The sequence below is a fragment of the Mycobacterium bohemicum DSM 44277 genome (genome assembly GCF_001053185.1).
GTDB classification, from domain to species: Bacteria; Actinomycetota; Actinomycetes; order Mycobacteriales; family Mycobacteriaceae; genus Mycobacterium; species Mycobacterium bohemicum.
The window spans coordinates 1,361,225-1,373,780 of record NZ_CSTD01000001.1 but is presented as its reverse complement, the minus strand read 5'-3'; the positions used below and the strand labels follow the sequence as shown (position 1 = coordinate 1,373,780).

6 protein-coding genes are annotated in these 12,556 nt (G+C 68.7%); 3 read left to right on the top strand and 3 right to left on the bottom strand.

The annotated features are described in order from the left end of the window. Nucleotides 1–78: 78 nt before the first annotated feature. The 3 genes from BN971_RS06210 to pks2 all read right to left on the bottom strand — a co-directional run bounded on the left by BN971_RS06210 (nucleotide 79) and on the right by pks2 (nucleotide 9,182). Entirely contained in the window at nucleotides 79–1,347 is a 1,269-nt protein-coding gene (locus BN971_RS06210) for a glycosyltransferase (protein WP_085180271.1), read from the bottom strand. Between the two features lie 55 nt (nucleotides 1,348–1,402). Further along, nucleotides 1,403–2,848 carry a condensation domain-containing protein gene (locus tag BN971_RS06205; protein ID WP_090349871.1) on the bottom strand — a complete coding sequence of 482 codons (1,446 nt, stop codon included), beginning with the start codon at nucleotides 2,846–2,848 and terminating at the stop codon, nucleotides 1,403–1,405. 61 nt (nucleotides 2,849–2,909) lie between these two features. Continuing rightward, nucleotides 2,910–9,182 (bottom strand): sulfolipid-1 biosynthesis phthioceranic/hydroxyphthioceranic acid synthase, encoded by a 6,273-nt coding sequence (gene pks2 / locus BN971_RS06200; protein WP_245836652.1) that lies wholly within the window; start codon nucleotides 9,180–9,182, stop codon nucleotides 2,910–2,912. Nucleotides 9,183–10,114: 932 nt separating this feature from the next. Here pks2 and BN971_RS06195 point away from each other — a divergent pair. From BN971_RS06195 to BN971_RS06185, 3 genes are read left to right on the top strand one after another with little or no spacing between them, the layout of a single operon-like run. Next, nucleotides 10,115–10,708: a carboxymuconolactone decarboxylase family protein gene (locus BN971_RS06195; protein WP_085180552.1), complete on the top strand. Its 594-nt coding sequence runs from the start codon at nucleotides 10,115–10,117 to the stop codon at nucleotides 10,706–10,708. 48 nt (nucleotides 10,709–10,756) lie between these two features. Beyond that, a complete protein-coding gene (locus BN971_RS06190; protein WP_085180268.1) occupies nucleotides 10,757–11,881 on the top strand; it encodes an NAD(P)H-dependent flavin oxidoreductase in 1,125 nt (374 codons plus the stop codon). Beyond that, nucleotides 11,878–12,522 (top strand): TetR/AcrR family transcriptional regulator, encoded by a 645-nt coding sequence (locus BN971_RS06185; protein ID WP_245836633.1) that lies wholly within the window; start codon nucleotides 11,878–11,880, stop codon nucleotides 12,520–12,522. The genes BN971_RS06190 and BN971_RS06185 overlap by 4 nt, the downstream gene beginning before the upstream one ends. Nucleotides 12,523–12,556: the final 34 nt, after the last annotated feature.

The following is a 12,556-nucleotide window of genomic DNA, read 5'->3' as shown; positions in this document are numbered from 1 at the left end:
ACAATTCGAATTCAATCGTGACCCTAGCGTGACGTTTCCCCTGGTTTGCTCCTGCCGCCGTCGGCCGAAATCGACCGCTCAGCGGGCTTTTTCGGTGCCTCCTGCCGATGCCGGCTGGGAGCCCCGAAAGACTTCATTCTCGAGCAGGTCGGCGGCCTTGCCGACGCTGACGGCCGACGGGGTCATGCGCGTGGCCATCTCGCGCGCGCGATTGACGTAGTCGGGCGCAAGGATGGCGCGCAAGTCCTTGACCAGCGTCTTCTTGGTGGTTCCCGCGAAGCGCCGGGCCTTGCCGATCTTGAGCTTGATCACCTGAGCCGCCCACACCGGCTGTTCGGCGCTGATCCAGAGCACCAGCGTCGGGACGCCGGCCTTCATGCCGGCCGCGAGCGTCCCCGGGCCGCCGTGGTGGACGACGGCGCGGCAGTGGGGAAATATCGCCGCGTGGTTGACCTCGCTGACCACCTTGACGTTGTCGGGCTGCGGCACGCCGTTGACATCGGTGACCCCGCCGCAGATCAGGGCCCGCGTGCCCAATTCGGCGCAGACCTCGCTGATCAGCGCGACCGTGTCGGCGGGAGATTCGACCCGCATGCTGCCGAAGCCGAAATAGATCGGCGCGGGCCCGTCGGCGACCCACGCGGCGACCTCGTCGTCGGTGGAGGTGGGCAACTCCAGCGTCAACGCGCCGACAAACGGGCGCCGCCCGCCCCATTCCTCTTTCAGGCCGGGGAAGTAGATGTCGTCGTATCCCTGGATCTCCAGCGATCCGCGTTCGATGCGTTTCGCGGACGAGACCCGGGTCGGCGGCAGGCCCAACGCGCGGCGCTGGGCTTCCTCGGCGTCCTTGGTCATCCACCAATAGAACCCGTAGAGCAGCCTCATCGCCGTGCGGTTCACCGGCGGCGGCACGAACGGAACGAGATGGCCGTGCACCCGCTGCGGGAAGTAGTGCAGCGCGGCCATCGGAATGTTCAGGTGCTCCGACACATTGGCGACGACGCCCTGATAGGTCTGGCCCGACACGAGCAGGTCGGCGCCCTCGGCCAGCGACACCAGGGTGGTGCTCATCTCCGCCCAGCCACGGGTGAGGAATTCGGCGCCCGGGCGCAGGATGGCGAGCGGATTCTGGATGCGCCAGAAGCTTCGGAAGATCTCCTCGTCCAGCTGCGCGTGCGAATCCGGGCCGTAGGCAACCGCCCTCAGCCCGGCCGACTCAACGAACCCGATCAGGTTGGGCGGCACGGCCATTCGGACGTCGTGCCCCCGCCGCTGCAGCTCCGCGGCAACCGCGGCGCAGGGCTCGACGTCGCCGCGGGTGCCGTGGACCGCCAGGACAGCTTTCATGGCCGGCATTCAGCTGGTCACTTTCCGTGCGTTCGATACGTCAGTCCGGCGAAGTTCACCGCGCTACGCGAACCGGAACCCCCGCCATGCTGCCCGCGACCACCCGCGCGAACACCGACTTCATCTGTGCGGTGAAGCGCATCACCGACTCCCGCGCGATCGGGTTGTTCGGGTAGGACACCATGATCGAAACCTCGTCGAACAGACGGAAAACCGTCGAGTACATGTACGCCGGGCTGCGGCCGTCGGTGAAGGCGGTGGCGTTCACGCCGTCGATCGCGGTCGCGACGATGGCCGACAGGGGAGGAAGCCCCGCGTCCATGTAGCTCATCATGGTGAACTGCGGGCCGTGCTGCTTCAGCCACGGGGCCAGCTCGAGCACGCGGTCGTAGGGCACGTTCGCGCAGTGCATGTTGGCGTCGAAGGATGCCTGCGCGGCGCGGGCGGTCTCCTCGAACGAATTCGGGTCGACGGGAACCGTGAAGGGCACGACGCCGGTGAACCAGCCGACCGTCATGAAGTCCGCCGGGCTCTTGCGCTTGTCGGTGGGGGTCAGCCCGTAATAGGTTTCCGCGCCGCACAATTCGTAGTTGGCCAGTGCGGCGCAGGCGAACAGCCCACCGCTGAACCGGGCGCCGGCCCGCTGGCACAGGGCTTCGAACTGTGCCGTCTGGTCGGGGCCGAGCAACTGCTCCACATGGACGTCGCCGCCGCACGGGATGGACTGGTCACCGAGCGGCAACGGGAAGTCCGGCAGCGTCCCGCCGTTGGCCTCGGCGAACTCCACCCACGTGCGCACCTCCGGTGAATCCAGCGTCATGGACGACACCGTTTCGTGCTCGCGCAAGCAGAAGTCGTCGTAGCTGGCGGCCGGCGGCAGCGCCACGGGCGCCTTGCCCTCGAGGATCGCGGTGTAGTTCATCACGATCTCGACGTAGAGGCCGGCGATCAGGACCGGGTCGCAGTGCAGGTGGTCGACGACCGCGTACAGCGCGAAGCGGTCCTCGTATTGGATGATGCCGAAGCGGAAGCAGTCCCACTGCAACGGATCTGGCGTCGCAGAGACGTGGTCGTGCCATTCCTGCTGGGTCATCTCGCCGTACGGCTTTGCGACGAACTGGATGTCGCGCGGGTTCTTCATCGTGTGCCGGATGATGTTGTTCTCATCCTTGTACTCGAACCAGCTGTGGTAGGTCGCGTGACGGCGAAGGTGAGCGTTGATCACGTACGTCATCGCCCGGACGTCGCACTTACCCGGGACATCCCAGGAGCCCATGACGGCCCGGGAGTAGTCGAGACCCTTCTCGCGGAACTCGACGAAACCGCGGAGGTGGCCGGCCTGCATGGAGCTGGGCGGGACGGGGCTGACCGGCGCCTGCCGCGCCTTGGCGACACATCCGGGGGTCGGTTGCCACGTCACGACGGTGCCCGATCCCGGGTCCCAGTCGTAAGAGTTCCCAACTCGCAGGCTGTCGTGCTCAGAGCCTCCTCCGATGAACACGTTTCCCTCCTCTGTTCCAACCCCTGCCGTACAGGTCATTTCGCCCTCTTCGCCCTCGTCGTTACGCCGGCGCGCCCTCTTTGGGCGCCAGCTTGTCGAAGAGGTGATCGGCCAGCCCCCGAACAGTCGTGATGTCGGCGGAGGTGATGCGCACCCCTGTTTGCGATTCGATGTGCGTCCGCAGTTCCAGGTTACCTAGAGAGTCGAGTCCGTACTCCGATAATGGATGATCTGGATCGATATTCCGTCGAAGAATCAGTCCGATCTGCTCGGCGAGCAGCCGCCGCAGCCGGCTGGGCCATTCGTCGAGGGGCAGTTCGGCCAGTTCGGCGCGCAACTTGCTTGACCCCGAACGCTTTTCTCCCGCGGACTTGAACATCTCCAGGAACTTGCTGCGTTCCGCGAAGGACGCGATCCACGGGGTCCCGATCAGCGGGGTGTAGCCCGTGTACGCGCGGTCGTGGCGCAGCAGCGACTCGAAGGCGTAGGCCCCCTCGTCGGGAGTGATCGCCGCGCCGCTGCCCTCGGCAAAGCCTGCGCCGCGGCCGATCTCACCCCAGGCGCCCCAGGCGATCGAGGTGGCCGGCAGGCCCTGCGCGCGGCGCCAGTAGGTGAAGGCGTCCAGCCAGCTGTTGGCCGCGGCGTAGGCCCCCTGCCCCGGCGAGCCCAGCAGGGCGGCCGCCGAGGAGAAGGAGCAGAACCAGTCCAGATCCGCAGATGCGGTGGCCTGGTGCAGGTTCCACGCGCCGTACACCTTGGGTGCCCAGTCGCGGTCGACCAACTCGTCGGTGATGTTGGTCAGCGTCGCGTCCTCGACCACCGCGGCGGCGTGCAGCACACCGCGCAGCGGCAGCCCCGTCGCGGTCGCCGTCGCGACCAGTCGCTCCGCGGTGTCGCCGTGGGCGATGTCGCCGCACTCAACCACCACGTCGGAGCCGATCGAACGGACGAGTTCGATTGTCTCCAAAGCCTTCAGCGTCGGCTGGGAACGGGAGCTGAGCACGATCCGGCCGGCGCCGGCCGCGGCCATCTTCTCGGCCAGGAACAGGCCCAGACCGCCGAGACCGCCGGTGATGATGTACGAGCCGTCGCGGCGGAACACCGGTGCCTGCTCGGGCGGCAACACCACGCTGCTGCGGCCGGCCTGCGGGATGTCGAGGATGAGCTTGCCGGTGTGCTCGGCCGCGCTCATCACCCGGATCGCCGTGGCCGCCTCGGCCAGCGGGTAGTGCGTGCTCTCCGGCATCGGCAGCTTGCCCTCAGCGGTCAGCCGGTAGACCGTGCCGAGGATTTCGCTGACCTCCTGGGGGTGGCTGACCGACATCAGGCCCAGGTCGACACCCCAGAACGCGAGGTTGCGACGGAACGGGAAGAGGCCAAGCTTGGTGTCCCCGTAGATGTCCCGCTTGCCGATCTCGACGAACCGGCCACCGAGCGCCAGCAGCTTGAGCCCGGCCAGTTGCGCGGCCCCGGTCACCGAGTTGAGCACGATGTCGACGCCGTAGCCGTCGGTGTCGTGGCGGATCTGGTCGGCGAAGTCAACGCTGCGCGAGTCGTACACATGTGTAATGCCCATGTCGCGCAACATCTGTCGGCGCTTCTCGCTGCCCGCGGTGGCGAAGATCTCGGCACCCGCAGCGCGAGCGATGGCGATCGCGGCCTGGCCGACGCCCCCGGTTCCGGAGTGGATCAGCACCTTGTCGCCGGCCTTGATGCGGGCCAGGTCATTCAGCCCGTACCAGGCGGTGGCGTGCGCGGTGGTCACCGCGGCGGCCTGGGCGTCGGTCAGCCCCTCCGGCAGCTTGGTGGCCAGGCGCGCGTCGCAGGTGACGAACGTCGCCCAGCAGCCCGCCGGTGACATGCCGCCGACGTGGTCGCCGACCTTGTGGTTGGTGACGTCGGGCCCGACGGCCGACACCACGCCGGCGAAGTCGGTCCCCAGCTTCGGCAGGATCCCGTCGAGGCTCTGGTAGCGGCCGAACGCGTTGAGGACGTCGGCGAAGTTGATGCTCGACGCCGTCACCGCGACCTCGATCTGCCCGGGTCCCGGCGGAACCCGGTCGAACGCCGCGAACTCCATCGTCTGCAGGTCACCCGGCGTGCGGATCTGCATACGGATTCCGTCGCTCTCGTGGGCCGCGACGGTGGTCAACCGCTCCTCGGGCCGCAGGGGAGAGGGGCACAGGCGCGCGGTGTACCACTCGTCGTTGCGCCAGGCCGTCTCGTCCTCGTCCGTGCCGGCCAGCAGCAGCTGGCGAACCACCTGCTCGGGGCCGGTCTGCTCGTCGACGTCGATGTGCGTGGTGTGCAGGTGCGGGTGCTCCGCACCGATCACCCGCAGCAGGCCGCGCAGGCCGCCCTGCTCGAGGTTGGGAACGTCCTCGGGCAGCACCGTCTGCGCGCTCCGGGTGACGACGTAGAGGCGGGGCGCCTCGCCCTGGATCTCGGGCAGCTCGCGCGCGATGCGCACCAGGTGCCGCACATAGTCGCCGCCCCGGCTCGGCGACTCCTCGTCGGGAGTGCCGTTCTTCGCGGAGGTGAGGATCACCACCCCGGTGAATCCGCCGCGCGCGATCTGGTCGTGCAGCCGCGTGGCGATGACCGAGTGCTCGGCGTGCTGCGGCCAGGACAGTGTCACGCAGTCGGCGTCATGCAGCTTGAGCGCGTCGGTGTAGGCCGCCGCGACCAGGTCCGCGGCGTCCGACGTGCTGACCAGCAGCCACGAACCGGCCTCGGTGGTCGCCACCTCGGGCAGTTGCCGCTGCTGCCATTCGACCGTGAGCAGCCGCTCGTTCATGACGCGGGCCCGCTCACCACTGGGTGAGATGCCGGTGCCCATCTGCAGCCCGCGCACGGCCAGCAGCACCGCGCCGTGCTTGTCCAGGACGTCGAGGTCGGCCTCGACGGAGCCGCCGCTCGCCGCGGTCACCCGCGAGTAGCAGTAGCGGGCGCCGTGGACCGGGCCGTAGGTCCGCAGCTCGCGGACGCCCAGTGGCAGGAGCAGCCCGCCCAGGCTCGCGTTCGCGACGCTCGGGTGGGCGGCCACCGACTGGAAGCACGCGTCCAGCAGCGCGGGGTGCACGCCGTAGTTGGTCTGCTGCGTGCGGATCACGCTGGGCAGGCCGATTTCGGCGAGCACCGACGTGCCGGTTTCCTCGGCGGTGTGCGCCGCGCCCAGGCCCGTGAAGGCCGGGCCGTACTGAATCCCGCACATGTCCATGGCGTCGCGCAGGTCGGAGCCTTCGATCCGGCTCGGGTGCGCGGCCAGCAGGGCCTCGATGTCGAGAGCGGCCGGGACCGCTTCGGTTTCCGCGTCCTCCACGCCCTCCGAGCCCTCCGAGCCCTCCACGCCCTCGAGCACCGCCGACGCGCGGCGTGCCTGGACGCCGTCCTCATTGGTCTCCACGACGAACGTGAGGGTGCCGGGCACCTCGGCGGTGGCGGTGAGGCTGATCTGGGTCTCGTCGTCCAGCAGGAGCATCTGCTCGAACCGGACGTCGCGGACGGTGGAGGCGTCACCGAAGACGGTGCGGGCCGCGGCCAGCGCCATCTCGCAGTAGGCCGCTCCCGGCAGCGTCGCGGTGCCGTGCACCTGGTGGTCGCCCAGCCAGGGCAGCGTCGCGGTGCCGATATCGGCCTGCCACACGTGGCGTTCGGGCTCCTCGGGCAGGCGCACGTGCTGACCCATCAGCGGGTGCACGGCAACGCTGGAGCGCAGCGCGCCCGAGCTGTGGCCCTCGCGGCTCAGCAGCAAGGTCCGGTGCGTCCACGCCGGCAGAGGAGCGTCGACAAGGTGCCCGTGCGGGTAGAGCACGGAGAAGTCGACCGTGGCACCGGTGGAGAACAGGTCGCCGAGCAGGCCGCGCATCCCGTTGGGCAGCGGCTGCTCGCGCCGCATGGCGGCCAGCGCAGCCACCGTCATGTCCAGGCTCCGGGCCGTCTGGTCGACGGCGTGGGTCAGCAGCGGGTGGGGTGCCAGCTCGCCGAACACCCGGTACCCGTCCTCCAGGGCCGCCTGCACGGCCGCCGAGAAGCGAACCGTGTGGCGCAGGTTGTCGACCCAGTAGTTGGCGTCGCAGTACGGCTCTTCGCGCGGGTCGAAGGAGGTGGCCGAGTAGTACGGGATCTCCGGGGTCAGCGGCTCGATCTCGGCAAGGACGTCATACAGCTCGTCGAGGATCGGGTCGACCTGGGGCGAGTGCGACGCCACGTCGACGGCCACCTCCCGGGCCATGATCTCGCGCTGCTCCCACGCCGCGACCAGCTCGCGGACCGTCTCGGTGGCGCCGCCGATCACGGTGGACTGCGGGGAGGCCACCACCGCCACCACCGCGTCATCGACGCCGCGCGCCATCAGCTCCGAAAGCACCTGCTGGGCAGGCAGTTCCACCGAGGCCATCGCCCCGGACCCGGAGATCTTGGTCATCAGCTTCGAGCGCCGGCAGATGACACGCACCCCGTCTTCGAGCGAAAGCGCCCCCGCGACCACCGCGGCCGCGGACTCGCCCATCGAGTGGCCGATCACGGCGCCGGGCTCGACGCCGTAGGACTTCATCGTGGCGGCGAGCGCCACCTGCATGGCGAAGATGGTCGGCTGCACCCGGTCGATGCCGCTCACCTTCTCGGGAGCGGTCAGCGCCTCGGTCACCGAGAAACCGGATTCGCTTGCGATCAGCGGCTCCAACTCGGCGATGGTCGCCGCGAACGCCGGCTCGTTGGCCAGCAGGTCCGCGCCCATACCGGCCCACTGCGATCCCTGGCCGGAGAACACCCAGACCGGGCCCCGTTCCTCCTGACCGACGACTTCGGAGTAGATGGCGTCGCCGTTGGCGACCTCCCGCAGCGCCGCTATCAGTTCGGCGTTGTTGCCGGCCAGTACGGCCGTCCGCACTGAGCGGTGTCCGCGCCGGCGCGCCAGCGTGTAGGCCAGGTCCGGCGCAGCCAGCTTCGATCCCCGGGCCTCGACCCAGTCGGCAAGCCGCTCGGCGGTCGCCTGCAGGCCTTCGGCCGACGACGACGACAGCGGGAACAGCATGGTGTCGCCGTGGCTGGACAGGATGGCGGCGCCGTTGCGGGACAGGGGTTCTGGGGCCTGCTCCACGATGGCGTGCACGTTGGTTCCGGAGATGCCGTAGGCCGACACGGCCGCGCGGCGGGGCTGTCCGCCGGCCAGCGGCCAACGCGTGGTCTCCTCCGGAACGAAGAGCCCGCTCTCGATGCGGGCCATTTCCTCGGGCAGGGCCTCGAAGTGCAGGTTCTTGGGCACGACACCGTGCTGGACCGACAGCACCGCTTTCATCATCCCCAGCGCACCCGCGGCCGCCTGGAGGTGTCCGAAGTTCGTCTTCGAAGCCCCGAGCACGCACGGGTTACCGATGCCGTATACCTCGGCGAGGCTTGAGAATTCGATCGGGTCACCGACCGGGGTTCCCGTGCCGTGCGCCTCGACCATGCCGACCGTCGCGGCGTCGACGCCGGCCTCGGCCAGCGCCGCACGGTAGACCGCCGCCTGCGCCTCGCCCGAGGGCATCGCGATGTTCATGGTGTGGCCGTCCTGGTTGGCGGCCGTGGCACGGATCACACCCAGGATCCGGTCGCCGTCGCGCTGCGCGTCCGGCAGGCGCTTGAGCAGCAGCACCACGCAACCCTCGCCGGAGACGAAGCCGTCGGCCTTGATGTCGAACGCGTGGCAGTGCCCCGTGCCCGACAGCATGCCGCCCGCCGACGCGGACGCCGACCTGCGCGGCTCCATCATCACGTTCACGCCGCCGGCGAACGCGAGCTCGCTCTCGCCGTCGTTGAGGCTGAGGCAGGCCTGGTGGATGGCGTACAGGCCCGAAGAGCAGGCGGTGTCGACGGTGGAGGCGGGGCCGTGCAGCCCGAGCGCGTAGGCGATCCGTCCGGACGCCATGCAGGAGATCGTGCCGGGGTTGCCGTAGGGCCCGTCGAAGGCGTCGGTGGCAATGTGCACGAATTGGTAGTCGCCGTAATTCAATCCGACGAAGACGCCGGTCTGCTTGGCGATGGTGTCCTTGGTGAGACCGGCGTGTTCCATGGCCTCCCAGGCGGTTTCCATCAGCAGCCGGTGCTGGGGGTCCATCGCGGTGGCTTCTTTTTCGGTGATACCGAAGAACTCTGGATCGAAGTCGCCGACGTCGTTCAGGAACGAGCCCCACTTGCACACGGACCGCCCGGGCACGCCAGGCTCGGGGTCGTAGTAGTAGTCGACGTCCCAGCGGTCGCCGGGGATCTCCTTGACAAAGTCGTCCCCCCGCAGCAACGCTTCCCAAAAGAGGTCAGGGGAGTTGATGCCCCCCGGCAGCCGGCATGCCATCCCGATGACAGCAACCGGAGTCTTGCCTGCCCTATCCACGTTCCTTCACCTCTCCTTGCCTATCCCCAAGTTCCTATCACTGCTGCACGCTCTTATCAGGGCTTCGAGAAATATCGCTGAGTTTTTCTGTGCGAACTGCGAAGTGCGTCACCCCGCGCGAAAAACCCACCGACCCCCATGTCGAACGAACTGTAAGAAGCTGACGCGATCTGGAGCGTAGCGGCTTAGCTCGGCGTCCGTGGAAAAATCGGGCGTTCGTACAAAAAATTAACACGGCCCAAAGGCGCCCCCTGCGTGATCGAGGTCACACTCGGGTGCCCACCCTGCGGGTGTTGCCGATCCGTCAATCAAGAGAGTTCGGACCGTGATTGGCCCGTTACGCTGCCGTTATGGCCACAGCCGGAGGTGTTGTGCGCCAAAGGTGTCCGCGACTTTCGAATCCCGCGGAGCTTTTCGTCACCGGGGTGCCGGTAAAGAGGGACCCCATCCAGCGGCCGTCGGCACGCGCCGCGGTGACGCATGTAACAGGAGCCCCCGCCGCCGCAGCACACCGTTGCTCGCGAACGTCGGGAAGCTTGGCGCAACAAAGGCGCAACAAATAACCCTAAGCCCGTAAAGGCCAGGCTATGTCCAATTACCCGCGCCAAATCGTTGCATCGTCGATGCCCGATCGCGCCTATGTTAGAGGCCATTACCTGACCGCGTGTGAAAACGAATAATTTCTTACGATCGGGATCTGCCGACCCCGCCCGATCGGCCCCGGAGGCTCATGGGTGCGCGGCGCCGGCACCGCGGAGCGGGCGGGGAACCGCGCCGGCCAGGGTGGCGACCGCGTCGAACTGGGACGTCTGGGATCGAACGCCGCCGAAGCGTCGCTGGCTACCATTACCGGTGCACGCGCAGGTGTCCCGCCAGCAGACGGAGTGTTCGCGATGTCCCGGCCGAAGTCCACGCCCCGCATACCGCTCCTGCCGGTCGACGAGGCCAAGGCTGCCGCCGACGAGGCCGCGGTTCCCGACTACATGGCCGAACTCAGCATCTTCCAGGTCCTCTTGCACCATCCGGCGCTCGCGCGGGCCATCAACGATCTGCTCGCCACCATGCTCTGGCACGGCGCGCTGGACCCGAGGCTGCGGGAACTGGTGATCATGCGGATCGGGTGGCTGACCGCCAGCGAGTACGAGTGGACCCAGCACTGGCGGGTGGCATCGGGGCTGGGCGTAACGCCCGACGATCTGCTCGGCGTGCGGGACTGGCAGTCGCACGAGGGGTTCGGGCCCGCCGAGCGCGCCGTCCTGGCGGCCACCGACGACGTGGTGCGTGACGGCGCGATCAGCCGGGCGAGCTGGGTCGCCTGCGAACGCGAATTGCGCGGCGACGCAACGGTTCTGGTTGAACTGGTCGCAGCCATCGGCGCGTGGCGGATGGTCGCCTCGATGCTGCGGAGCCTCGAGGTCCCCCTGGAGGAAGGGGTGTCGAGCTGGCCGCCGGACGGTAGCGCGCCGGAGGCTCCGCCCACCTTGTAGCCGTCCAGTTGATTGACTTATCAATCAGTAACTCCTAGCGTCGTCGCAATGCGTACCCGTATCGCCGAGATGCTTGGTGTCGAGTTCCCCATCTGCGCGTTCAGCCACTGCCGCGACGTGGTCGCGGCGGTGACCAACGCGGGTGGATTCGGAGTCCTGGGCGCCGTCGCGCACAGCCCGAAGCGGCTGGAGAGTGAACTGACCTGGATCGAGGAGCAGACCGGCGGCAAGCCGTTCGGGGTCGACCTGCTGTTGCCGCCCAAGTACGTCGGCGCCGAGCAGGGCGGGATCGACAACAAGCAGGCCCGCGAGCTGCTGCCCGAGGAGCACCGCGCGTTCGTCGAGGACCTGCTGGCCCGCTATGGCATCACCGCGCCCGCGGAGCCGCCGCGCGGGTCGTCGGGCGGGCTCAACATCTCGCCCAAGGGCTACGAACCATTGCTGGAAGTGGCCTTCGCGCACGACATTCGGTTGATAGCGAGCGCCCTGGGCCCGCCACCGGCCGACCTTGTCGATCGCGCGCACGACCACGGCGTACTGGTGGCCGCCCTGGCCGGCAGCACGCGCCACGCGCAGCGCCATGCGGCCGCCGGCGTCGACCTGATCGTCGCGCAGGGCACCGAGGCCGGCGGCCACACCGGCGATGTGGCGACCATGGTGCTGGTCCCCGAGGTGGTCGACGCCGTCGCGCCGGTCCCGGTGCTGGCCGCCGGTGGGATCGCCCGCGGTCGCCAGATCGCCGCCGCCCTGGCCCTGGGCGCCGAGGGCGTGTGGTGCGGGTCGGTGTGGCTGACCACCGAAGAAGCCGAAACGGTGCCCGCGGTAAAGGAAAAGTTCCTGGCCGCCAGCTCGTCGGACACCGTACGGTCGCGATCGATGACCGGTAAGCCGGCCCGGATGCTGCGCACCGCCTGGACCGACGAATGGGAGCGGCCGGACAGCCCCGATCCCCTGGGTATGCCGCTGCAGAGCGCTCTGGTCGGCGAGCCGCAGGTGCGGATCAACCAGGCCGCCGCGCAGCAGGGAGGCAAGGCGCGCGAGCTGGCCACCTACTTCGTCGGGCAGGTCGTCGGCTCGCTCAACCGGGTGCGTCCCACGCGCGCCGTGGTCCTCGACATGGTCGAGGAGTTCATCGACACGATCGCGAAGCTCGACGGCCTGGTCGAGAGGTGAGCACCGGCACGCGCAGACGCCGCGCGGTCAGTGCGCAGGACAAGACGCAGCGGCGCGACCAGATCATGGCCGCGGCGAAAAGAGTGTTTGCGCGCAAGGGTTTTCACGACACGACGATCGCCGACATCGCCAAGCAGGCCGGCCTGTCCTATGGCTCGGTCTATTGGTACTTCGAGTCCAAGGACGAGCTCTTCGACGCGTTGATGGCGGTCGAGGAGGCCGCCCTGCGAAGCCACATCGGCGCCGCGGTGTCGGGGCCGGACGGGGCCGGACCCCACCGGGCGCTTCGCGGCCTGCTGCGCGCAGCGGTGCGGGCGACGCTGGAGTTCTTCGAGGCCGACAAGGCCACCGTCAAGCTGCTGCTGCGCGACCCGTCTGCGCTGGGCGAGCGATTCGAAAGGCACCTGGGCGGCATCTACGAGCGGTTCGTCGACGACATCGAAACCTTCGTCGTCGCAGCCCAAGAGCGCGGCGAGGTGGTGGCCGCCCCGCCCCGGATGGTGGGGTACACGCTGGCCGCGCTGGTGGGTCAGCTGGCGCATCGGCGGCTGGACACCGACGACGACGTCACCGCCGCCCAGGTTGCCGACTTCGTGGTCGCCTTGGTCCTCGACGGGCTGCGCCCCAGAGTCGCCGACTGATTTCCTGAACGAATTCGTAAAGATTGCCAAACAC

Coding starts and splice junctions, on each gene's coding strand:
- pks2 (WP_245836652.1), bottom strand. CDS start 9,182: ATGGCATGCCGGCTGCCGGGGGGCATCAACTCCCCTGACCTCTTTTGG.
- BN971_RS06210 (WP_085180271.1), bottom strand. CDS start 1,347: ATGAAAGCTGTCCTGGCGGTCCACGGCACCCGCGGCGACGTCGAGCCC.
- BN971_RS06190 (WP_085180268.1), top strand. CDS start 10,757: ATGCGTACCCGTATCGCCGAGATGCTTGGTGTCGAGTTCCCCATCTGC.
- BN971_RS06195 (WP_085180552.1), top strand. CDS start 10,115: ATGTCCCGGCCGAAGTCCACGCCCCGCATACCGCTCCTGCCGGTCGAC.